Annotated in this window: 12 protein-coding genes; 5 read left to right on the top strand and 7 right to left on the bottom strand. The window is 70.8% G+C overall.

All coding sequences use genetic code 11. The features are described from left to right. The first annotated feature begins 17 nt into the window (after positions 1-17). Both QHF85_RS19490 and QHF85_RS19485 read left to right on the top strand, forming a co-directional pair. Positions 18-11,051 (top strand): tetratricopeptide repeat protein, encoded by an 11,034-nt coding sequence (locus tag QHF85_RS19490; protein ID WP_281328732.1) that lies wholly within the window; start codon positions 18-20, stop codon positions 11,049-11,051. 322 nt (positions 11,052-11,373) lie between these two features. Further along, the gene (locus QHF85_RS19485; protein ID WP_153818780.1) at positions 11,374-11,712 is read left to right on the top strand and encodes an HU family DNA-binding protein; all 339 of its coding nucleotides are present in this window, start codon (positions 11,374-11,376) and stop codon (positions 11,710-11,712) included. 174 nt (positions 11,713-11,886) lie between these two features. Here QHF85_RS19485 and QHF85_RS19480 read toward each other — a convergent pair whose 3' ends face one another. Next, positions 11,887-12,504 carry a hypothetical protein gene (locus tag QHF85_RS19480; RefSeq protein ID WP_281328731.1) on the bottom strand — a complete coding sequence of 206 codons (618 nt, stop codon included), beginning with the start codon at positions 12,502-12,504 and terminating at the stop codon, positions 11,887-11,889. Between the two features lie 132 nt (positions 12,505-12,636). Continuing rightward, positions 12,637-12,930, bottom strand: coding sequence for a hypothetical protein (locus tag QHF85_RS19475; RefSeq protein ID WP_281328730.1), 294 nt, complete (start codon positions 12,928-12,930; stop codon positions 12,637-12,639). A gap of 205 nt (positions 12,931-13,135) precedes the next feature. Here QHF85_RS19475 and QHF85_RS19470 point away from each other — a divergent pair, with 205 nt between their 5' ends. After that, positions 13,136-13,972, top strand: a complete 837-nt coding sequence (locus QHF85_RS19470) for a hypothetical protein (RefSeq protein WP_281328729.1) — start codon at positions 13,136-13,138, stop codon at positions 13,970-13,972. 97 nt (positions 13,973-14,069) lie between these two features. On the opposite strand, the gene glyA is transcribed toward QHF85_RS19470, so the two are convergent. From glyA to QHF85_RS19450, 4 genes are all read right to left on the bottom strand, one after another. Then, positions 14,070-15,341: a serine hydroxymethyltransferase gene (glyA, locus tag QHF85_RS19465; RefSeq protein ID WP_281328728.1), complete on the bottom strand. Its 1,272-nt coding sequence runs from the start codon at positions 15,339-15,341 to the stop codon at positions 14,070-14,072. Then, entirely contained in the window at positions 15,338-16,672 is a 1,335-nt protein-coding gene (locus QHF85_RS19460; RefSeq protein WP_281328727.1) for a dihydrolipoamide acetyltransferase family protein, read from the bottom strand. Before QHF85_RS19460 ends, glyA begins: the two co-directional genes overlap by 4 nt. Before the next feature lie 129 nt (positions 16,673-16,801). Next, on the bottom strand, positions 16,802-17,554 hold the full coding sequence (locus QHF85_RS19455; RefSeq protein WP_281328726.1) for a glutaredoxin domain-containing protein: 753 nt from the start codon (positions 17,552-17,554) through the stop codon (positions 16,802-16,804). Continuing rightward, positions 17,551-19,563, bottom strand: coding sequence for an ABC-F family ATP-binding cassette domain-containing protein (locus QHF85_RS19450; protein WP_281328725.1), 2,013 nt, complete (start codon positions 19,561-19,563; stop codon positions 17,551-17,553). Before QHF85_RS19450 ends, QHF85_RS19455 begins: the two co-directional genes overlap by 4 nt. A gap of 103 nt (positions 19,564-19,666) precedes the next feature. On the opposite strand from QHF85_RS19450, the gene QHF85_RS19445 reads away from it, so the two are divergent. Beyond that, positions 19,667-20,290, top strand: a complete 624-nt coding sequence (locus QHF85_RS19445; RefSeq protein WP_281328724.1) for a hypothetical protein — start codon at positions 19,667-19,669, stop codon at positions 20,288-20,290. 487 nt (positions 20,291-20,777) lie between these two features. Beyond that, on the top strand, positions 20,778-22,028 hold the full coding sequence (locus QHF85_RS19440; protein WP_281328723.1) for an iron-containing redox enzyme family protein: 1,251 nt from the start codon (positions 20,778-20,780) through the stop codon (positions 22,026-22,028). Between the two features lie 117 nt (positions 22,029-22,145). On the opposite strand, the gene QHF85_RS19435 is transcribed toward QHF85_RS19440, so the two are convergent. Next, positions 22,146-23,291, bottom strand: a complete 1,146-nt coding sequence (locus QHF85_RS19435) for a DUF4388 domain-containing protein (RefSeq protein ID WP_281328722.1) — start codon at positions 23,289-23,291, stop codon at positions 22,146-22,148. Between the last annotated feature and the right edge of the window lie 4 nt (positions 23,292-23,295).

Genomic DNA, 23,295 nt, shown 5'->3' with positions numbered 1-23,295 from the left:
GCGGCTCGGGAAGGGACATGCAGGAATCGAAGACCGGTCGCGCCGTACCGCAGCTGGACACCGTTGCCTCGGCCCTGGAACAGACGGTCGAGAACGAGCCCGCGCTCCTGGATTTGCTCGCTCAGGCCCTCGCGAAGGGCGCGAGCCCCGGCGAGCTCTGGGACATGCTCCATCAGGCTGCGCATCGGGACAACCGCATCGCCGAGCTCGCCGCTGCCTACGACGTCATCTGCCGCGACCGAAAGATCCGCCTGCTGCAGCCGGCCGCGCAGATCGAGCTCTTGCTCAGCGCCTCGGCGTTCCTCGTCGACTACGCCGGCGACGGCGCGACGGCGCAGCCGCACCTCGAGCGCGTCATGCAGCTCTCGCCGGGCAACGTCGACGCGTTCCAGCGCCTCGAAGCCATCCTGCGCGACCGCGAGGACTGGACGAAGCTCGCCGATCTCTACACGCAGATGGCGGCGCACCGTCCGGACAAACAAGAGCAGCTCGCGTTCCTTCGCGCCGCCGTCCAGATCCTCGCCGCGCTTCCCGGCGAGGAGGACAAGGCGTTCAAGCTGCACCAGCAGATCCTCCGGCTCGACCCGACCGACGCCGACAGCCGCAACGCGATGGCCGAGCGGTTCATCGCCGCGGGCCGCTACGCCGACGTCGCGAAGCTCTACGAGCAAGCGATCGCCGCCGACCCGCCGCCCGCCGACGAGGACCTCCTCGCGCTGCGCGAACAGGCCATCGAGCTCTACACGGTCAGCCTGCACGAGATCGAGAAGGCGCTGCCGCACGCGGAGGAGGTGCTCAAGAAGAACCCCGACAGCGAGCTCGCGTGGCGCACCTGCGAGCAGCTCCTCACGCACAAGACGCTCGCCGCGCGCGCCGCCGCCGCCATCGAGAGCGTGTTCATGTCGCGCGAGCAGTACGAGGACGCGGCGCGCATGCTGACGATCCAGATCGACAGCGTGCGCGGGCCGCGAAGGCTCGAAGCGCAGAAGCGGCTCGCGGCCCTGCAGTACCAGCACCTCGGCGATCTCGGCGCCGCGTTCTCGCTCTACGAGGGCATCCTCACGGTCGATCCCAACGACGACGAGGTGCGCGCGCGCTACCGCTCCATCGGCGCGGCGCTCGATCGTCGGCTCGACGTGACGCGCGTGCTCACGCGCGCCTCCGCCGGCGCGAAGGATCCGCTCGTGCGCGCGAAGATCGCCGCCGACCTCGGTGAGCTCTTCCTGGAGACGGGAGATCCGAAGCGTGCGCGCGCGTCGTTCCAGAGCGCCGTGGACGCGGGGCTCGCGGAGGACCCGGGCGTGCGCGCGGCGCGGGCCCTCGCGGATCTGTGCGAGCAGGCCTCCGACTGGACCGCGCTCGCCGCGGCGCTCGATCGGCTGAGCGACATCGAGCCGGAGCCCGACGCGCGCGTCGGCGCGGCCGAGCGGCTCGCGCGGCTGCGCGAGGAGACGCTCGGGGATGCGACCGGCGCGATCGCCGCGTACCGGAAGCTCATCGGCACGTCGCTGGAGAGCGACGCCCTGCCCGCGCTCGAACGCCTCTACGAGGCCGCAGGAGACGAGGTCTCGCTCGCCGATGTCCTCGAACGTCGCGCGGCCCTCGAGACCGACAGGGAAGCCGCGCGGGACCTCGCGTTCCGCGCGGCCGATCTCCGCGCCGCGCGCTCGAGCGATCTCGGCGCGGTGCTCGACGGCTGGCGAAGGTTCCTCCAGACGTACGGTCCGACGCGCGAGATTCACGCGCGCATCCTTCCGTTGCTCGAACGCGAGCAGCGCTGGGACGAGCTCGCGCAGACGCTCGACGCCGAAGCGGGCCTCGCGCCTTCGGAGGAGCGGATCGCCATCCTCGCGAAGCTCGCGCAGGTGCGGCTCGGCCGCCTCGGCGACGGCGCAGGCGCGCTCGACGCGTATCGCCAGGCGCTCGACCTCGATCGCTCCGACAAGACGTGCCGTCAGGCCGTGGAGCGCATGCTCGGTACCGGTGAGCATCGGCTCGGCGCGGCCGACGTCCTCGAACCGATCTACCGCGAGGAGGGCGCCACGCAGGGCCTGCTCAAGGTCCTCGAAGTGCGCGGGGACGTCGCGAAGGAGGCCTCCGATCGGCTCGCCGCGTTGCGCGAAGCCGCGCAGATCGCGGAGGGGGAGCTCGGGGACGTGAAGCGCGCGTTGCAGTTCGCTGGCCTCGGTCTGCGCATCGCGACGAACGACATGGCCGACGACGTGCCGGAGTGGCTGTCGACCGTGGAGCGTCTCGCGGGGGACGACGCCGCACGCCGTGCCGGCATCCTGATCCAGGCCCTCGGCAACCGGAACGTCGATCACCCGGCGATCGCGGAGCTCGCGAAGGCCACGGGCGAAGCGCTCGCGATCTACGGTGACTTCGTCGGCGCGCTGTCCGTGCTCCGGAACGCGCTCGCGTTCGAGCCTTCGTCGCCCGACCTCATCGCGCGCATCGACGGCCTGCTGGAGAAGTACGGCTCGCCGCAGGAGCGGCTCGCGCTCTACAAGGGCGCGCTCGCCACGACGACGGATCCGGATCGGCGTCGCCAGATCTTCCACTCCATCGGCACGATCGAGCGGCGCGGCTTGCGGGACCTCGCGGCCGCCGCGGCCACGTACCGTCGCGCGCTGGAGGAGGATGCGGGGGATCGGGGCGCGTACGAAGCGCTGCTCGACGTGCTCGAGGAGGGCTCGGATGCAGAGGGCCTCTACGCGGCCCTGATCGGCGGCGTGGAGCGCGCGGCCGACGCGGAGGAGCGCGCGGGGATCACGCTGCGCATGGCGAACCTGTCCGCCTCGCGCGGGTGGATCGATCGCGCGCGGCAGCACTACCGGAGCCTGCTCGACGAGGGCACCACGCTCTCGGACGAGACGCTCGATCGGATCGCGGACCTCGCGCGGAAGGCAGGCGACAACGATCTCTATCGTGTGCTGCTCGAGCGGCGCATCTCGACGGCGGACGGCCCGCTCTCCGAGGCGCGGTGGCTCGATCACCTCGCCGCGCTGAAGGCCGAGGCGTTCGGGGATACGGCGGCCGCGATCGAGGACTACCGGCGCGCCGGCGACCTCGCCGACGGCGGCGGAGACAACCCGCTCGCCGAGCGCCTCTTCGAACGCGTGCTCGCGCTCTCGGCCGACGATCGCGAGGCCGCCGAGCGGCTCGTCGATCTCTACCGTCGCTCCGAGGCGTGGGAGAAGCTGCCCGCGGTCTACGAGGTCCTCTTCCGCACCGCGGCGGATGCCGCGGAGCGCGCGGACAAACTGCTCGCGTTCGAGGACGCGGCCATCCACGCGAAGGCGACCACGCGCTTCGTGGGCGCGGCGGACGCGCTCCTCGCGGACGAGGGCGCGCTCGATGTCGGCCCGCGCGAGGCGCTCCAGGCGGCGCGCGCGCGTGTGCTCGGGGCCGATCCCGATCGCCAGGAGGACGCCGCGGTCGCGTACCGGAGCATGATCCAGGGCGCTTCGGATCCCTGGACCGCGGTCGAGGCGTTCGAAGCGTTCCTCGATCGGAGCCCGCCTTCGCAGGCGCGGCTCGACGATCGCCGCTGGGTGCTCGGCTTCCGCCTGCAGCGCGCGGAGGGGGATCGTCGCATCGAGGCCCTGCTCGCGTGGGCTTCGGCCGAGGAGAACGTCTTCAAGGATCCGCGCGCGGCCGCGGACCTCTACGCCCGCGTGCTGGAGCAGGATCCGCAGAACGACGCTGCGCTCGCGGCGCGGAGCCGGCTCCTGCTCGACCTCGGCGACGTCGAGGGCGCAGCGGCGATCATGGCCGCGCGCCGCGATCTGCGCGAGGGCGCGGAGCGGACGGCGCTCGAGCTCGAGCTCGCGACGCTCCTGCTCGATCGGCTCGGCCGCGTCGACGAGGCGCTCGCCGCGGTGGAGCCGGTGCTCGAAGCCGATCCGGGCAACGAGGGCGCGCTCGTGCTCCTCGAGCGAGCGCTCGCGCGGCCCGAGTCCCGCCGGCGCGCGGCCGAGATGCTGGAGCGCGCTTGCGACACGACGGAAGACGAGTCGATCGCCGCGCGGATCCTCAAGCTGCTCATCGCGACGCCCGCGGACGCGACCGACCTCGTGGATCTCCGCGCTGGCTGGTTCACGCGGCTGCTCGACAGGCCCGGCGCCGCGCCGGAGATCGCGCTCGACCTCGCCGTGCGCGCGGTCGAGGAGCTGCCCTACGACGCCGCGCTCTGGGACCGCGCCGAGCAGCTCGGGCGCGATGCCGACAGGCCCGATCTCGTCGCGGAGGCCTACCGCAAGAAGCTCGACTCCGACACGGTGCGCGAGCTCGATCCCGACACGCTCGACGACCTCGGGCGGCGCTCGGTCGACTACCACGAGGAGTTCTTCTTCGACGATCAGGACGCCGTCATGAAGCTCCTGCGTCGGGTCGTCGACGTCGCCCCCGACGCGCTCTGGGCGTTCGAGCGCTTGAAGCTCGCCTACAACCAGAACGAGCGCTGGTCCGACCTCTTCTCGCTCTACGATCAGGCCATCGAGCGCACCGACGACAAGTTCGCGCGGGTCGAGCTCCTGGAGGACGCGGCCGAGTCAGCGAAGGACCTCGCAGGCGATCCGGATCGCGCCGTGCAGTACCTGGAGCAGCTTCTGCCGCTCAAGCCGCGCGACAAGAAGATCCGCACCTCGCTCGAGCGGCTCTACGAGCGCCTCGGGCGCCATCGCCCGCTCATCGATCTGCTCTCGCACGAGCTCGCCTCGCTCGACGTCGAGGCGGCGCAGAAGCTCCGCGCGCGGATCGCCACGCTCTGGCTGGAAGGCGTCGTCGAGCCCGACGCAGCCTTCCGCGTCGTCGAGGAGATGCTCTCCGTCGAGCCTTCGCGCGCCGAGGCGCTCGACCTGCTGGAGCGCGTGCTTGCCGCCACGGGCTCGGACGAGCCGCTCTCCATCCGCCCGAGCGCGGAGGCCGAGACCACGGCCCGCCAGCGCGCCGCCGTCGTCCTCGAACGACGCTACCGCAGCGAGGAGCGCCACGAGGACCTCGCGCGCGTGCTCGCCGTCCGCCTCGAAGCCGCGATCGATCCGGCCGCGCGCGGCGCGCTCCTGCGCGAGATCGTCTCGCTGCGCGCCGACGTCCTCGACGACCCGGCGAGCGCGCTGGAGAGCCTCGCCGCGCTCGTCGCGCTGGAGCCCGCCGAGCCGGCCCACCGCGCCGAGCTCGAGCGCCTCGCCGCGCGGGTCGATCGTTTCGATCGGCTCGCGGAGGTCCTCGTCGGGGTCTCCGAGGGCGCCGCCGGCGCGCTCAAGATCGAGCTCCTCTCCCGCGCGTCGGCGATCTACGTCGAGAAGCTCGGCGACCGTGGTCGCGCGATCGATCTCGGCCGGACGATCCTCTCACTCGAACCCGAGCACCCCGAGCTCGTCGTCGGCCCCGCGCGTGATCTCGAGCGCCTCCTCGCGGAGGAGGGTCGCTCGGCGGAGCGCTGCGAGGTCCTCGAACGGCTCGCGCGCCTCGAGAAGGATCCCGACGCCCGGCGCGCCACGCTGCTCGAGGTCGCGCGCATCGCGTCGAGCGAGCTCGGCGACAAACCGCGCGCCATCGCGGCGTATCGCGCCCGCCTCGCCGACGAGCCGCGCGACCTCGACGCGCTCGGGGGCCTCGCCCTCGATCTCGAAGCCGAGAGCCGCTTCGGCGAGCTCGCGGAGGTCCTCGAGCGCCGCGCCGAGCTCACGGAAGGCGACGCCGCGCGGCAGGATCTCGTGCGCGTCGCGGCGATCTGCGACCAGGAGCTGCGCGACGTCGCCCGCGCGATCACCGTGTGGGAAGGCGTGCGCGCCCGCTTTGGCGCCGACGACGAGAGCTGCGACGCGCTCGCCCGGCTCCTCGAAAAGGCGGCGCGCTGGCCCGATCTCGTGGAGCTACTCCGCACGAGCGCGGCCCAGGCCGACGAGGCCGGGACGAACGCCGCCCGCGCGGCGGAGCTCTACCGCCGCCTCGGCGACGTGCAGCGTGATCGCACCTCGCAGTGGGCCGAGGCCGTCGCGAGCTACGAGGCCGCGATCCGCTGCGCCGATCCGGGGGGCGTCGCGCTCTCCGGCCTCGAGTCGTTGCTCTCGCTCATCGACCTCGACGACGAGGCGCGCAGGCCCATCCTCGCCGCTGCCGTCCGTGTCCTCACGGCGGCCTATGCGGCCTCGGGCGACTGGCAACGCACCATCGACCTGCTCGAGCCGCGCCTCGCCGCCGCGACGTCCGCCGCCGAGCGTACGGCGATCCTCGCGGAGACCGCGTCGCTGCACGAGCACCGTCGCAACGACCCGGCTGCGGCGTTCGACGCCGTCTGGCGCGCGTTCGCCGCGGTGAAGACGCCCGAGCTCTCGGCCGAGGTCCTGCGCCTCGCCGCGATCGCGGATCGCTGGGCCGACATCGCCGAGGCGTTCCCGGCGATCGAGGCGCAGGGCGACGTCCCGCCCGACGTCGCGCGTGCCCTCTGGTGGAGCGTCGCGCTCTGGCACCGCGATCGTCGCGGGGACGAGCGCGCGGCCGAGATCGCCATCGAGCGCGCGCTCACGTACGACCCGACGAACGCCGAGATGCTCGCGGCGCTCGTCGAGCTGCGCCGCCACGCGCCCGGCAAGCCGCTCGTCGACGCGCTGCTGCGCCTCAGCGAGGTCTCCGCGGACGCGCTCCCGCTGCACCGCGAGGCGGTCACCGTCGCCAGCGACCACGTGGGCGATCCGAGCCTCGCGAAGAGCATCGCCGAGGCCATGCTCCAGAAGGCCGAGGCGCGCTGGGTCGGCGAGGGCTCGGATCCGCTCAGCGAGGCCGCGAGCTTCGCCGCGTGGGCGCTCGACGTCCTCGTGCGCATCTGCCGCGACGAGGGGGACCTCGTGCGTGTCGTCGCGCTCTGCCTCGACGGCGCGAAGCTGCCCTTCGAGCCCTCGCGCCGCCGCGCGTTGCGCCTCGCTGCCGCCGAGATCTCCGACGCGCAGCCGGCGATCGTGATCTACGAGGAGCTCTTCGGCGAGGATCCGACCGACGAGCTCGTCGGCTCGCGCCTCGAAGAACTCTATCGCAAGGAGGGGCGCCGCGCCGAGCTCCTCACCCTGCGCGAGCGCCAGATCTCCGTGGCCGACGAGGTCCTCTCGCGCGTCGACCTGCGCCTCGATCTCGCGTTCCTGCTCGTCGAGTCGGGCGACGCGGATCGCGCGATCGGGTCCTTGCGCAAGAACCTCGAAGAGAGCCCCTCGCACGCGCCCTCCGTCGACAAACTCGCCGAGCTCTTCGGCGAGCGCGGCGACCACGGCGCGCTCGCTGCGCTCTGGGAGGATCAGGCGACGCGACGCGAGGCCGATCGCGACACCACGACGGCCGCCGAGCTCTGGCGGAGGGCCGCGATCATCGCCGAGACGCGCGTCGGGGATCTCCCGCGCGCCATCAGCGATTACCGCCGCGCCGCGCGCTACCGCGACATGGCATCGCTCGACGCGCTCGCGCGCCTCTTCACGGCGCGCGGCGATCACGCGGCCGCCGCGGAGGTCCTCGAGACCATCTGCACGGACGCGCCGGCCGACGCCTCGCCGCACCCCGTCCTGCGCCTCGCCGAGGCCTACATCGCCTCGGGAGAGCCCGCGCTCGCGCAGCAGCGGCTCGAGGAGGCCCAGGGCCGCGTGGCCGACCCGGCGCCGCTCCGGGCGCGCCTCTCCGTCCTCTACCGCGAGGCCGAGGCGTGGGGCCCGCTCGCCGAGCTCATCGCCATCGAGGCCGCGCACACGGAGAACGCCGCGAAGCGTACGGCGCTCCTCCGCGAGGCCGCCGACCTGCACTTCTCGAAGCGGAACAAGCCCGAGGCGGCTGTCCCGCTGCTCGAGCAGGCGTCGCAGCTCACGCCCGACGATCGCGCGATCAAGCTCTCGCTCTGCGACGCGCTGAGCGCCGCGGGCCGCTCGGACGAGGCGTCGAACATCCTTCGCCAGATCATCGACGCGTACGGCAGCCGCCGGCCGAAGGATCGCGCGATCGTGCATTACTACCTGGCGCGGGTCTTCCTGTCGTCGGGTGATCGCAAGGCTGCGCTGGCCGAGCTCGACGTCGCGCTCAAGATCGACCCGACGCACCCGGAGATCCTGCTCGCGCTCGCGCGCCTGTCCTTCGACGAGGGCCAGTACGATCGGGCGCAGCGCACGTACCGCTCGTTGCTCATGATGGTGCGGCGCCTGCGCGACGAGCAGGGCAGCCCGGCCGTCACCCGCACCGAGGTGCTCATCGCGCTCGCCGAGATCGCCGATCGCCAGGGCGATCCCGATCGCTCGGCCGAGCACGTGGAGTCCGCCTTCGAGGCCTCGCGCGAGAGCCCCGACGAGGCCGATCGCCTCGTGCGCGCCCTCCGCGGCCGCCAGAACCACGCGCTCCTCGCGCGCGCGCTCGAGCTCCGGCTCGATGGCGCGGGCGGCGACGCGGCGGCCTCCGCGCCCGTGCTCGCCGAGCTCGCTTCGCTCTACGAGCAACACCTCGGCCGCGCCGAGGACGCGCTCTCGCTCTGGCTCCGCGCGCTCGCCGTGCGGCCGACCTCCGGGGACGCGCATCGCTCGGCGCTCGGGCTCGCTCGCCGCCTTGGCGCGGTCGAGAAGTACCTCGACGCTCTGCGTAAACTCGTCGCTGCGACGACGGTCGATCCTCCGCTCGTCGATCTCCTCCTCCACCTCGGTCGTGCGCTCTCCGGTGAAGGTGGCGACGCGGCCCAGGCGGACGAGGCGTTCCGACGCGCCGAGGCGCTCTTGCTGGAGCGGCCGGGCGATCGCCGGATCCACGAGGTCTGGCGCGCGCTCGAGGCCTCCTGCGAGCAGCGCGGGGATCGCGAGGGGCAGATCTCTCTCCTCGAGAAGCGGATCGCCGCTGCGAGCGAGAGCGCGCCGCCTGCGGAGCTCGCCGATGGTCTCTACCGCCTCGCCGAGCTCGCGCTGCGCGAGCCCGGCGGTGCGGCGCGCGGCGTGCCCGCGCTCGAGCGTGCTCTCTCGCTCGACGCGTCGCCCGATCGCGCCGAGGCCATCTTCCGCCTCGGCCTCCAGCGTGAAGAGAACGCGGCGCAGATCGCCCCGCTCTTCGAGCGCTTCGCGCGCCAGCACGATCGCTCCCGCGCGCTCGTCGACGCGCTCGTCCTGCTCGCGCCCGAGCGCGGGGCCGACCTCTACCGCGAGGCCGTCTCCGTCGCCGAGGGCCTCGGGGACACGGCGCTCGTCGAATCCGTCCTGCGGCGCGCGCTCACCCGCGAGGAGGGCGCCTCCGATACGTCGGACGACCTCTGGGCCCTCGTGGCGCTCGCCAAGGTGCGCGCCGCGGCCGAGGACTGGGCCGAGGCGCGGGCTCTCGAAGAGCGCGCGGGGCGCGTGGCTGCGCCCGGCGACGAGCGGGGCCACCTGCTCGCCGCGGCCTCGATCGCGCGCGACAAACTCAGTGATCTCGCGGGCGCGGCGCGCCTCTACGCCGAGCTCTTCGAGCGCGAGCCTGCCGATCGCGACCTCTGGGGCCCGCTCGCCGATCTCTACCGAAACCTCGGCGAGGACGAGGCCCTCGGGCGCCTCATCGAGCAGGTCGTCCCGCTGCTCGAGACGGTCGAGGACCGCTCGCGCATGCGCCTCGAGCGCGCGCGCCTCGCGCAGAAGCGTGAAGGCGGCGCCGACGAGGCGATCACGACCCTCACGGAGCTGCTCGACGACGATCCGGCGAACGCGGAGGCGGCCACGCTGCTCTCCGGCTTGCTGGAGGCCGCGGGCCGCTTCGAGGATCTCGCCTCGCTCCTCGAGCGCCGCATCGACCTCGCCAAGGACCGCGAGGACACGGCCGGCGTCGCGTCGCTCTCCATGCGACTCGGCGCGCTCCTCGAGCAGCAAGGCGAGGCCGCTCGCGCCCGCGACGCCTACCACGGCATCCTCGACTGGGACGCGACGAACCTCGACGCGCTGCGCGCCATCGTGCGCATCTGCGAGAAGGCCGAGGACGCCTCGGAGCTCGCGGACGCGCTCGAAAAGCTCCTCGGCGCCGAGAAGGGCGAGGCCGCGGAGGCGACGGCGCAGAGGCTTGCGGCGATCCGCGCCGAGCAGGGCGACGAGGACGGCGTCGATCGCGCCCTCGAAGCGGGCTACCGCGCGTTCCCGACGAGCACGGTCCTCGGCGTCAAGCTGAAGGAGCGCTTCGAGTCCCGCGAGGATTTCCGCAAGATCGCGGACGTCTATCAGATCGAGGCGGAGGGCCGGACCGGCAAGGAAGAGCGCGTCGGTTGCCTCCGCAAGGCCGCCGCGATCCTCCGCGACAAGGAGCAGGATCTCCCGGGCGCCATCGAGATCCTGAAGCGCGCGCTCGACATCGACCCGCTCGATCGCGCCCTCGTCGCCGAGCTCGTTGGGGCTCAAAGCGAGATGGGGGATCACCAGCTCGCGGCGGCCTCGATCGCCTCTGCGGCGGCGAACGTCGAAGGTGCGGCCGCGGTCGAGCTCTTGCTCCACGCCGCGCGCCTGCTCCTCGCGACGCCCGAGGGCGCGGGCGCCGCGATCGAGCTCGTCGAGGACGCGCGCCGGCGGCAGCCGGACGCGTGGGAGCCCGTCATCGTGCTCGCCGAGGCGTATGTCGGGGCGGGTCGCGTCGACGAGGCGCGCCCGCTCGCCACGAACGCCGTCGCCGCGTACGAGGGACGTCGCTCGAGGACGCTCGCGGCTGCGCACCGCGCGCTCGCGCACGTCGAGCGCGCGTCGGGCAATGACGACGTCGCGTTCGAGCAGCTTTCCAAGGCGTTCGATAGCGATCCGGGCAGCGCCGACATCGCGCTCGAGCTCGGTGAGATCGCGGTCGATCGTGGCGAGCACGACGTCGCTTCGCGCGCGCTTCGGGCCGTCACGATGATGAAGATCACGGCGCCTGGCTCGGTCGAGGGCACGACGTCGCGGGGCCGCGCGCTCGCGTATTTGCACCTCGGCAAGCTCGCGGTCGCGCAAGGCGATCGCGGCAAAGCGCGCCTCCTCGTCGAGAAGGCGCTCGCCGAGGACGCGAACCTCGACGCCGCGCGCGACCTCGCCGACGAGCTCGCGAGCGACTGATCCAGCTCATTTTCCGCCCTTCTGAAACCATGCGCCGCGGGCATCCGCGGCGCGCGCCCTCCTCCTCCTTCATCCCCGCCGCCGCGCCGAACCCTCGCCGAGGCCTGTTTTCAGGCTGTTTTGGCGCTGTTTTGTGGTCCTTCTCCTCGGCGACTCACCCCTCTTTCAGCCCGTTCACCGCCTGGTAGAGCGACTCTCCGCGCCGAAATCGCTATTTCCCCCGAAGATTTCGCTTTTTTCGCGACGCACGCCGTGTATGGTTCACCCGAGCCGAGCGCGCGGCGAGGGGTCGCGCGCGACGCGGAGCTCGGAGGAATTTGCAATGGCGACCAAGAAGAGTGCTGGGGGCGGGGCGAAGAAGTCGTTGAGCAAGAGCGCTCTGATCCAGGCGATCACGGAAGCTGCTGGGGACGAGATCTCCCGCAAGCAGGTCAAGAGTGTGCTCGAGTCTCTGGTCACGGTCGGGCACCGTGAGCTGAAGAAGTCGGGCGTCTTCACGCTGCCGGGCTTCGCGAAGTTCCGGGTGGTGAAGCGGCCGGCGACGAAGGCCCGCCAGGGGATCAACCCCTTCACCAAGCAGCCGATGACCTTCCCGGCGAAGCCCGCCAGCAAGTCGGTGCGTGCGCGCCCGATCAAGGCGATCAAGGACGCTCTCGCCTGAGAAACCGCTGCTCCCGTCGCGGCAGCAGCGCGCGACGAACGGCCCTCGCGATGCGCGTGGGCCGTTCGTTTTTTGTGGTCCTGAGCGGAGAGACGAGGAGCTTTGAGCTCCAACGGTCTGCCGCGCTGCGGCGCAGCCCTCCCTATGCGGAGAGCCGCGCCGCCCGGCGATGCGTCACTTCTTCTTCTTGTAGATCTGGATGGCCACCGGGCCCGAGCCCGTCTTGGCCGTCGCGTTGACCTTCACCATCGCCGGCACCGGCCACGGCCACGCGTAGCAGCTCGTCTTCTGGCCGATCGACGCCGACGAACCCGTCTCCTGATCCACCGCGAGCGTCGGGTTCGCCGCGAGCGCGCCGAGCTGCGGCGGCAGCGCCGCCGCCATGTCGAGCGTGAGCGCCAGGTTGAGCTCCGTCACCCCGCCTGCGCCCTGGCCGATCACCGTGTAGCAGAAGCCCGGCTCCAGCATGATCGTCGGCGTCGACGCCGTCTGCCCCTCGGGCACCACCATGCAGAGCTGCCCGCCCTCGGCCTTCATGTTCGGCGCTTCCACCTTCTCGCGCCCCTGCACCATCGTCGTCAGCGCCAGCGACTGCACCGAGTCACATGCCGCCACGGTCGGCGGGGGCGGGGGCGGGGGCGGGGGCGGCGGGGGCGGAGGCGGCACAAAGCCGGCGTCCGGCCCCGGCTGCGGCGGCGTCTCGGGCTCGCTGCCGCAGCCCGCGGACATCACCATCACCATCATCGACACGGCCGCCGCAGCGGCCCCCATGCACACCATCGAACGCGTCATCGGACCCTCCTCGAGGCTCGAGGGGCGCAGAGATACGCCGCGCGAGACAGAGTCGGGCTCATACACCCGACGGCTACGCGGGGCCACATACCGATGAGACCGTTCGAGGCGCGACGATGGCCGCCATCGCCGTCATCGTACGGGCGCGCCGAGCTCCTCCATCTCTCGCTGGATGCATATCCGGGCCACGATGAGCGCCCGGGCCCGGAGCGACTCGTCGAGGTGCGCGGCCGTGTTCGCGTCGTCGAGCGCCTCGCGCAGCATGCCGCGTTCGAGGTTCGCGATGGCCCGGCACAGGTGGTACTCCGCGCGCTCTGCCGCGATCCCCATCCCCGCGCCTGGCTTCAGCTCTTCGTCCAGGAACCAGCGCGCGAACGTCCCGGGCGGAATGTCCGCCCCCTTCGGCCCCCCGCTCCTCTGATCCATGAAGTAGTTTACCTCACCAACGTGGGGCGTGCAGGGCGCGGCGCGCCGCGCGTGCGCGAGCGTGGGGACGAAAAACGGCTCTGTCCGATTCGGTGTTCCTTGACGCCCGTCCAAACCGTCAGGAAGGCAGACGTAAGTTTCACGGGTTCCCCGCGTTGATTGATAGGGTAGGACCCAGATTCGCCCGACTCTTGAGGAGGTCGCCTTGATTCGAACCAACGTCATCTCGTCCGCGCTGCTCGTCGCGCTCGCGCTTGCGACCGGCTGCGAGAAGTCCGACGACTCTCAGCCGGCCCAGACGGCCGCCAACCAGCAGCAAAACCCCTACCAGCAGCAGCAATATCCGCAGGGTCAGTACCCGCAGGGCCAGTACCCGCAGGGGCAGTACCCGCAAGGGCAGTACCCGCAGGGGCAGTACCCGCAGGGGCAGTACCCGCAGGGGCAGTACCCGCAGGGGCAGTACCCGCAGCAACAGCCGTACCCGCAGCAGCAGCAGCCGGCCCCGCAGCAGCCGGCCCCGCAGGGCACCACGACGGCGCCGGGCGGCTTCCAGTTCCCCTCGATCCCCGGCTTCCCCGCCCCGGGCGGCACGACGACGACGGGCGGCGGCACGACCCAGACGAGCACCGGGGCGCAGGCGCAGCGCATCGACCCGAACCTCGCCGGCGCGGCCACGCTGCCGCTCACGGCGTTCGCCCAGCAGTCGGCCCCGGGCATGCAGCGCGACGGCAACGTCGCCGCGGGCAACTTCTCCGAGGGCAGCATCCTCGAGGAGCCGGTCAACCTCCAGCCGGGCAAGTGCTACACGGTGCTCGCCGTCGGCGCGGGGCCGAGCGAGGTCGACATCCAGCTCGTCGCCACGACGCCCGTCCCCGGCATGAACCCCGTCCTCGCGCAGGACAGCGGCAGCGGCCAGCAGGCCTCGCTCGGCGGCGGCGGCAATTGCTACAAGTGGCCGTGGCCGATGGCGGGACAGGCCAAGTACGTCATCAAGGCGACGCGTGGAGCCGGCGTCATCGCGGCGCAGCTCTACTCGAAGTGAGATGACGCGCGCCTCGCTCGAGGCGTGAGCCAAAGACGACGGGGGCGCGGCTCGACGAAACGAGCGGCGCCCCCGCGGTGTTTTGTGCGGCTCTACGTCAGGAGGCGATGCCGGGCGCGGGGAAGCTCTTGCAGAGCTCCTTCACCTCGCCGGCGATCCGCGCGATGCGCGCGTCGTCCTGCGGATGGTCGGCGACCTCGGCCATCCACCCCGCGATGAGCTCCATCTCCTTCGGGCCCATGCCGCGCGACGAGATCGACGGCGTGCCGATGCGGAGCCCCGACGGATCCATGGGCTTGCGCGGATCGTTCGGGATCGCGTTGTAGTTGCCCACGAGCCCGGCCCGATCGAGCGCCTTCGCGTACGGCTTTCCGCCGATGTTCTTCGGCGTCATGTCGACGAGCAGGAGGTGGTTGTCCGTGCCGCCGGTGATCAGCCGGAAGCCCTTCGCCTCGAGCGCCGCGCCGAGGACGCGCGCGTTCTCCACCACGCGCGCCGCGTACTGCTTGAACGACGGCTCCATCGCCTCGCGCGCGGCGACCGCGATCGCGGCCGTCGTGTGGTTGTGCGGGCCGCCCTGAAGGCCCGGGAACACCGCGCGATCGATCGCCGCGGCGTGCTCGGATTTGCAGAGGATGGCCGCGCCGCGCGGGCCGCGGAACGTCTTGTGCGTCGTCATCGTCACGACGTCCGCGATCCCGATCGGCGACGGGTGTGCCCCGCCCGCGACGAGGCCCGCGATGTGCGCGATGTCGGCCGCGAGGATCGCGCCCACCTCGTCCGCGATGGCGCGGAACGCGGGGAAGTCGAGCGTGCGCGGGTAGGCCGTCGTGCCGCACCAGATGAGCTTGGGCCGGTGCGTCCGGGCGAGTTCGCGCACCTGGTCCATGTCGATGCGGTGATCGTCCGCGCGCACGCCGTAGGGCACGCTCGTGAAGAACTTGCCGGTGATGCTGACGTTCCAGCCGTGCGTCAGGTGCCCGCCCGCGGGCAAACCGAGGCCCATGATCGTCTCGCCGGGCTTCACGAACGCGAGGTAGACGGCGAGGTTCGCAGGGCTGCCCGAGTAGGGCTGCACGTTGACGTGATCGGCCCCGAAGACCTGCTTCATGCGGCTGCGGGCCAGCTCTTCGACCTGATCGATCTGCTGCTGGCCCTCGTAGTACCGCTTCTGCGGGTAGCCCTCCGAGTACTTGTTCGTCAGGACCGACCCCGTCGCTTCGAGGACCGCGCGCGAGACGTAGTTCTCGCTCGCGATGAGCCGGATCGTGTCGGCCTCCGCGCGCTCTTCGCGGCGGATGAGCTCGGCGATCTCCGGATCGACCTCGGAAAGCGGGCGGTGGCCCTCGGGTTTGCTCGTGACAGTCATCCGACTTCGAACTCCCCGCGGCTCAGAAGATCTGCGACGCGCCAGAGGAACGAGTTCGCCAGCACGCCGTCGACGATCCGGTGATCGTACGAGAGCGCCATGTACATGACCGGATGGATGGCGATCACGTCCTCGCCGTCGCGCGTCACCACGACGGGCCGCTTCTTGATCTCGCCCATGCGCAAGATGCCCACGTTCGGCTGCGAGATGATCGCGCCGCCGAAGAGGTTGCCCTTGAGGCCGGGGTTACTCACGGTGAACGTCGTGCCGGCGAGGTCGTCGGCCGTGATCTTGTTGGCGCGGGCGCGCGTGGCGAGATCGTCGATCTGCGCCGCGACGCCGCGCAGCGAGAGCTGATCGGCGTGCTTGATGCTCGGCACGATGAGCCCGCCGGGCGTGTCGACGGCGACGCCGAGGTTGATCTCCTTGAGCACGGCGAAGGAGTTGTCGAGCACGCGCGCGTTGAGGTGCGGGTGCTCGCGCAGCGCGCGGACCGTCGCGGCGCAGATGAAGGCGAGGAACGTGAGCGGCACGCCCTCCTTCTTGAAGCGATCCTTGTGCTGCTCGCGCAGCTTCGTGGTCGCCTGCAGATCGACCTCGGCCACCGTGACCACGTGCGGCGACGTGATCTTCGAGTACGCCATGTGGTCGGCCGTGATGCGGCGGCGGCGCGAGAACGGGATCACCTCGTCGCCCGGGCGCGGCGTGTAGGGCGGGACCCGGTACGCGCCGTACCCGACGCCCGGGATCGGCGGGACGAACCCGCCGCCCGCCTGCACGAGCTGCGCGAGCTCCGGAGCGGCCGTGATCGGCCGGGCCGGCACGGGCGCGGGGGCCGGCGGAGGGATGGCAGGCGCAGCCGGCGCGGGCGCGGGGGCCTGGGCCACGCGGCGCACGTCGTCGTGCGTGATGCGCCCGTGCTCGCCCGTGCCTTGCACCTGGCTCAGGTCGACGCCTTCTTCCCGCGCGAGCTTGCGCGTCGAAGGCGAACCGAGCGGCTGGGCCGCGGCCTCGGCCTTCGTCTCTTTCGGCGCCTGCGGCTCGGCCGGCGCGGGGACGACGGCGCGCGTTGCGGCTGCGCCTACGCCGGCCGTCGCCGTCTCGTCGAGCCGGCAGAGCAGCCCGCCCTTCGCGATCACCGCCCCTACGGCCGCATCAATCTCGGTGATTTGCCCCGCAGCAGGCGCGGGGATCTCGGTGTCGGCCTTGTCCGTCGCGACCTCCAGGAGCGGCTGCTCCCGCGCCACGAAGTCGCCTACACGCACGAGCCACTTGGTCACCGTCCCCTCGGCCACGCTCTCACCGAGCTGGGGCATGACTACGTCGATCATGGAGTTCGCTCCTGGAAATCCCCGCGCTTTCGGGTCGGGCTTGCGGGGGGGCCGCTCGTATACGCCCGGCGCCTGGCGAGGGCAACGTGGGCGCACGCGCAGCGCGACGATCTTGGGCTTCCGCCGCTGTCAGAGCGCCGTGCCCGAGGACGCCTTCGCGAGCGCGCGGTCGACGGCGCGGGTGCTGAAGCCCACGAGGATCTGCCCGCGGATGTCGATGACGGGGATGCTGCCGCCGCGCTGGCCCGACTTGTCGAGCTTGTCGCGCATCTCCAGCGCGGCCTCGGGGCTCGCCTCCACGTCCTTCTTCACGACGCGCACTCCTTTGGAGCGCAAATAATCTTCCGCCTGGTGACAGGGTTTGCACCAGTCGGCGCCGTAGACGATCACCGTCAGATCCGAGGCCACGACGGGCGGCTCGGGCGTCTGCTTCGGCCCTTGCGCCGCGCTCGGCGCGTCGGTCGGCGCGGGCGGGGGAGGGGCGATCTTCGCGAGGTACGCGCTGCGCCGCTTTTCCACCTCGGACTCCCACGCGCGCCGCGTCATCGTCCGCGCCGCGTACGTCCCGTCGTCGCGCTTCTTCGTCAAATCGACGACGTAAAACAGGCCCTTCGTCCCGTCCTCGCGATCACTCACGACGACACGCACGAGCGATCGGCCCTCCGCCGGCACGTCCGCGGGCTTGAGCTCGACGTGCATGTCGCCCTTCTCGTCGATCCACGTGAGCAGGAGGTTCGGCGTGTCCTCGCCGATCGCGAGCGCCGGCAGCTCCTCCTTCGTCGCGAGCGGCGTCGTGCCGTCGTCTTCCTTCTTGCTCGAACACGCGGCCGCGCTTTGCAGCGTGGCGAGCGCGATCATCGCGACGATCGCCGCGCGCCTCACGCCGTCCTCCCCACGTCTTCGACCGCGAGCTCCTCGCCGAGCGTCATCCACTCCGTCATCGCCGTGTCCACGCGCCGCGCGAGCGCTTGCTCCTCGGACACCATCTTCGCGAGTTTTTCCCAGTCCCCGCCCGGGTCCTGCTTCAGGACGTCGCGCATGCGCCCGAGCTCGGCCTCGCCCTTCGCGATCTCCTCTTCGAGCTCCTTCACGCGCTTGCGCTTGCGTTCGAGCGCGCGCGACGCGGCCTTCTCCGCCTCGAACGCGCGCTTCTTGTCGAGCGGCGACTCCGGCCCCTTCGCCGGCGGCACGACCGTCGACGCGCTCCGCTTCACCGCGCGCTTCGCTCGCCCGTCGTCCAGCGCGCGCTCGTCCTCGCTCGCGCCGTCCTCCTCCTCGGCCGGGGCGGCCGGCCGGGACAAACTCGCCTGGAAGTCGCGGTATCCGCCGGGGAAAAGCTCGATCTTGCCGCCGCCGAACGCGCAGATCCGCGTGGTCACCGCGTCGAGGAAGCGGCGATCGTGCGACACGAGCACGACCGATCCCTCGAAGCTCGCGAGCGCCTCCTCCAGGATCTCCGCCGCCGGGATGTCGAGGTGGTTCGTCGGCTCATCGAGGAAGAGCAGGTTGCGCGGCTCGAGCAGGAGCTTTGCCAAGGCGAGACGGCTCCGCTCGCCCCCGGAAAAACCTTCCACCTTGCGCAGCGTGTCGTCGCCGTAGAAGCGGAACCGCGCGAGGTATTGCCGCGCCGCGTCCACGTTCATGTCGCCGCGCACGCTGCGGATCTCCTCGACCGCCGTCTTGTTCGGATCGAGCGAGCCGAGGTGCTGATCGAAGTACCCCTCGCAGAGGTTCGTCCCGCGCTTGACCTCGCCCTGATCCTCCTCGGCGCCGCGCGCCGCGAGGATCTTCAAGAGCGTCGATTTGCCACACCCGTTCGGCCCGAGGATCCCGATCCGCTCGCCGCGACGCACGAGCAAATCGAAGCCCGAAAAGAGCTGCCGCCCGCCTCGCTCCGCCGAAAGCCCCCGCGCGTCGAGCACGATGTCCCCGCTCCGCGGCGCCTGCACGAAGCGGAAGGCCACCTTCTCCGCCTTCGCCCACACGTCCTCCGGCCGCTCGATCGTCTCCAGCTTCTCGAGCATCTTACGCCGGCCCTGCGCCATCTTCGTCTTCTGGCCCGCGATGTTCCGCCGGATGAAATCTTCGGTCTTCGCGACGAAGGCCTCTTGCCGCTCCGCGAGCTCGCGCTCGCGCTCGAGGTCCACCTCTCGCGCCTCCGCGTACCGCGAATACGAGAGCGGATAGACCCGGAAGCTCCGCCGTCCGAGCTCCATCGTGATCGGGCAAAGCGCGTCGAGGAACGCGCGATCGTGCGAGACCACGAGCATCGCGCTCGAGAGCCCCGCGAGGTGCCGCTCCAGCCACGAGATCGTCTCGATGTCGAGGTGGTTCGTCGGCTCGTCGAGCAAGATCAGGTCCGGCGTGTTCGCGAGCGCCACGCCGAGGTGCAGCCGCCCGCGCTCCCCGCCCGACAGGCTCCCGAGCGCGCGGCCCATGTCCTCGTGCGAGAAGCCGAGGTGCGCCGCGAGCATCTCCACCCGCCGCTCCAGCGCGTCCCCGCCCGCCAGGTGGTACTTGTCCGTCGCGTTCGCCAGCCGATCGAGCGCTTGTTTCGTCCCGCTCGCGGCCGCGTGCGACGCCTCGTCGAGCTCCTTCCGCAGTGAAAGCAGCTCGTCGAACCCCGACAGGAACGCTTCGAGCACCGTGCCGACCTTCGGTAGCTCGTGGGATTGCCGCACGTACGCGACCCGCGTCCCCCGCCTGATCACGACCGACCCGGCGTCCGGGGTCAGCTCCCGCGCGATCAGCCGCATGAGCGTGGACTTTCCCGCGCCGTTCGGCGCGACGAGCGCGGCCCGCTCACCCGCGGCGAGCGAGAACGTCACCCCTTGAAAGAGCTGATTTGCGCCGTACCCGAAGCCGAGGCCGGAGACCTGAAGGACGGTCATGGCCGGCAGTCTTAGCATGTAAGACAGGAGTCACCGCCATCCGGCCCGGGGGGACGCCGGAACCTCGCGCCATCCGTCCCGAACCTGGATAGGATGTGCCCTGATGACGAACGCCACGGACCTCGAACCCACCGCCCTCGCCTGGACCGAGGAGCTCGCGCGCGCGCTTCAAACGCGTACCGCGTGGAGCCAGCTCGGCACGGTGGAGATCGTCGAGCACTCGGGCGCCGCCACGCTGGGGGGCGTGATCGATCGTCGCCTCATCCGCCTCGAGCCCGGCAAGCCCGTCGTCGAGTTGCTGGAGAAATGGCGCGGCTCGGCCGACGGTCGCATCGTCGACAGGCTCGTCGTCCAGGCGAACACGATGCTCCTCCGGCGCTTGCCGCCGGCGCGCGGGGTCGAGCCCTTCGGACCCGAGTGGCTCTCCGAGTTCGAGCCGAAGGGGCCGATCGTGGTCCTTGGCACGGCCGCCGATCTCGTCCACGTCGTACGCACCTTCCGCGACACGCCGCTCGGCAGCCGCATCCGCCCCTCGGCCGCGGATTGCAGGCCCGGGTCGCTCGTGGCCGTCGCCGGCGAGGGGCTCACGGCCACGATGGTCTGCATGGTGTCCTTATCGATGACGCCGCAAGGCATTCACGTCGTCAGCGTCGTCGACAACAAATCGCGAACGAACGCGAAGCTCTCCCGCGCCGACGCCACGCTCGTCGCTCCCCGCCCTGTCTGAACGCCCAAATCGTGCTTTGCACCCGCGTTTCCTGAACGCTCAAATCGTGCTTTGAGCGGCACGGGCACGATTCTCACGTTTTACGCACTGTATCCGTTTTACCAGCCTGGTCGCTGGTGAATGCGCGCATTTGTGCATCGCCAGTGGAATGGTTGGGATCCCATGAATTGATTGAATGGGACCCCAAGCATTAATGGCTGGGATCCCAAGTATAATGGCTGGGATCCCATGAATTTATCGTAGTCATTTGAACCGAACCGCCTCATTTCTCGGGCGAAAGGTCGTGAAACGGCTCGCTCGACGTCCGGAAACGGTATACATTCGATCTTATCCATTCGTCCCTGCTCATAATGCGGCGGGACGGATCGACTGACGCATCGCAGCGCGCAAGATATCGACGCTGCACGCCAAACCACCCTGGCCGATCGAGGTGAAGTGTATGTCCGGAGAGGCGAAGCATGAAAGCAATAATGTGGGCTGGGATGCCATGCCGCCCTCGTCGCGCGCGCCCGCCTTCGTGACCACGCAGGAAGGGGTGAACAACCCCGATCGGAAAGGCGCCGAGGCGGCGCTGCACAACCTCAAGCAGGCGCAGGCCGAGCACCCGTTCTGGCGGAACCGCTTCTTCAAGGCCTGCACCGCCGGCCACCTGACGAAGGCCGATTTCCAGTTCTTTTTCGGTCAGTACTACCTCTACAACCGGAACTTCACGCGATACCTCGCCGCGTTGATGGCGAACTCGGACAACGATTACCACCGCGCGCGGCTGTCCGAGAACCTGTGGGAGGAGGGCGGCGGTCAGGAGACGGACAAACGCCACGCCGAGATCTTCCGCAAGTTCCTGCGCGAGGCGCTCGAAATCGACATCGACAACACCGATTATCTCGATGCCACGCGCTTCTTCGTGCGCGAATTCCTCGATTTTTGCCTCCGCTCCCACCCCGCCGCGGGCTCGTCGTTCCTGTCGCTCGGCACCGAGGGCATCGTCTCGCGGATGTATACGATCATGGTCGAGGGCATGCTCAAGGCCGGGATCCCCGACGAGTTCCTGACCTTCTTCCGCATTCACATCGGATGCGACGACGAGCACGCGGAGACGCTGGAGGACATGATGCTGTCCTACATGCACACGCCCGACTGGTACAACACGTGCCTGTCGTCGATGAATTACGCGCTGAGCCTGCGCCACCGCTTCTTCGAGAGCCTCTACGACGCCATCCAGGGGCGCAAGCTCCAGGGCGTGATGAGCCGCATCCAGGCGCGCCGCTCCCTCGCCCCCCAGTTCCCCGATCCCAGCCAGATCCGCTTCGTCTCGGGCCAGCGCGGCGCCCCGCTCCTCGAAGCCGAGGCGGAGCGGCCGAACGTCAAGTCCACCGTCGAGCGAATCCCCTTCAAGGCGGAGATCATCGACACGCGCGTCGTCCGCATCCCGCCCGGCAAGCTGAACGAGCGGCACAAGCACGCCCACGAGATGATCCTCCACGTCACGGAGGGCACGGGCCGCGTCCAGGTGAACGAGTCGACCGTCGAGGTGAAGGCCGGGGACACGGTCTTCGTGCCCCGCTGGTCGCTCCACCAGACGCAGAACACGGGCGACGGCGACCTCGTGATGCTGGCCTTCACGGACTACGGCCTCACGCGCCGCGCCTACCAGAACAACGAGTCCCCGCCGGCCCGCCCCGCCCTGCGGAAGGAAGAGGGCGTGCTCGCGCAGGCCGTCGCCGACGCCGAGGAGTAAACCGAAGAGGAGCGCCCCGGGACCCCTCCCCGGGGCGCACAAAACGAGAATGGCCCGGCCGAAGCAGCCGGGCCATTCTTCATTTGAGGCCCCACGGTCGGGGCCCGAACGGATCGTTCAGAATCGCTTCGAGGGATCCTGGTCGAGCTTCTTCAGGTTGAGCTCGATGCGGCGGTTGCCCGGGTCGAGCTCCAGCGCCTGCTGCCAGAACCTGCGCGCGTCCTCGCGCTGGCCGTTGCGCAGCGCCGTGAAGCCCTGATCCATGAGCGTCGCGACCTCGCGCTCCTTGAGGCGCGCCGCGATCTCCTCGGGCGTCTCCTCGGGCGGAGGCGGGGGAGGCGGAGGCGGCGGCGGCGGCGGCGGCGGAGGCGGGAACGCCTGCGACGAGAGCTCCTTCGGCACCGGCGGCGCGCTGAGCGCGTCGAGGCGCATGCGCGCGTTCGTCGGGATCTGCGCCTTCTGCTGGAAGCCGGGGTCCGGCCCGAAGTCCCAGTCGTCCTTGCTGCCCTGCTGCTGCGTGATGCGGCCAGGCCGCACCGAGGGCCGCGGCGCCTCGTCGTCGGCCGGGCCGAAGCGCGCCTTCTCGTCGAGCTTGCGCACGCCCTCCATCAGGATGTGCTGGTAGTCGCCGGTGATCGTGCGCTCGAAGTCCGGCGGGAACGGCGCCATGTTGAAGACGCCGTCCTCGACGGCGATCATCTCGTGCACCGCCTCCTCGCCGACCATGTTGTTCCAGACGGCGTGCACGATGTCGCCGTTCTGGATGAGGATGATGCCCGAGACAGGCCCGCGCGCGATGCGCAGCGCCGTCGTCTTGCGGCCGAGGCAGAGCATCTGGATGACGTCGACCGCCGAGAGCTCCGAGAGGCTGCCGAGAAGGCTGTCGTGCGTCTCCATGGCCTGCAGGAGCGCCGCGCGGAGCTCGTGCAGATCGAAGGGCTTGCGCATCAGCTTGAGGCAGCCGACGGCGTGCGCCTTGTCGCGGATCGTCGCGACGTCGAACGCGGTCATCACGATCGCTCGCGTGTCCGGCGTCTCCACGGCGGCCCAGCAGACGAGGTCCATGCCGCTCATGCCGGGCAGGTGGACGTCGGTCACCAGGACGTCGATCGGCGTCTCGCGCAGGATCTGCCGCCCGACCTCGGCGTTCTTCGCCAAGAGGACGTCGTAACGATGGTTGTCCTGGTAAAGGAACCGATGGAGGGCGAGGACGATCCCGTCCTCGTCGTCGACGATCAGCACTCTGTGGCGCCGTTGAGCCATGGCT

Source organism: Polyangium sp. 6x1 (assembly GCF_029946515.1).
Lineage (GTDB): Bacteria > Myxococcota_A > Polyangia > Polyangiales > Polyangiaceae > Polyangium.
This window is presented reverse-complemented; position numbering and strand designations above follow the sequence as displayed.

Excerpts from the sequence above, each read along its gene's own strand:
- QHF85_RS19490 (WP_281328732.1), top strand. The coding sequence starts at position 18 with ATGCAGGAATCGAAGACCGGTCGCGCCGTACCGCAGCTGGACACCGTT.
- QHF85_RS19485 (WP_153818780.1), top strand. The coding sequence starts at position 11,374 with ATGGCGACCAAGAAGAGTGCTGGGGGCGGGGCGAAGAAGTCGTTGAGC.
- QHF85_RS19480 (WP_281328731.1), bottom strand. The coding sequence starts at position 12,504 with ATGACGCGTTCGATGGTGTGCATGGGGGCCGCTGCGGCGGCCGTGTCG.
- QHF85_RS19475 (WP_281328730.1), bottom strand. The coding sequence starts at position 12,930 with ATGGATCAGAGGAGCGGGGGGCCGAAGGGGGCGGACATTCCGCCCGGG.
- glyA (WP_281328728.1), bottom strand. The coding sequence starts at position 15,341 with ATGACTGTCACGAGCAAACCCGAGGGCCACCGCCCGCTTTCCGAGGTC.
- QHF85_RS19460 (WP_281328727.1), bottom strand. The coding sequence starts at position 16,672 with ATGATCGACGTAGTCATGCCCCAGCTCGGTGAGAGCGTGGCCGAGGGG.
- QHF85_RS19450 (WP_281328725.1), bottom strand. The coding sequence starts at position 19,563 with ATGACCGTCCTTCAGGTCTCCGGCCTCGGCTTCGGGTACGGCGCAAAT.
- QHF85_RS19445 (WP_281328724.1), top strand. The coding sequence starts at position 19,667 with ATGACGAACGCCACGGACCTCGAACCCACCGCCCTCGCCTGGACCGAG.
- QHF85_RS19440 (WP_281328723.1), top strand. The coding sequence starts at position 20,778 with ATGCCGCCCTCGTCGCGCGCGCCCGCCTTCGTGACCACGCAGGAAGGG.
- QHF85_RS19435 (WP_281328722.1), bottom strand. The coding sequence starts at position 23,291 with ATGGCTCAACGGCGCCACAGAGTGCTGATCGTCGACGACGAGGACGGG.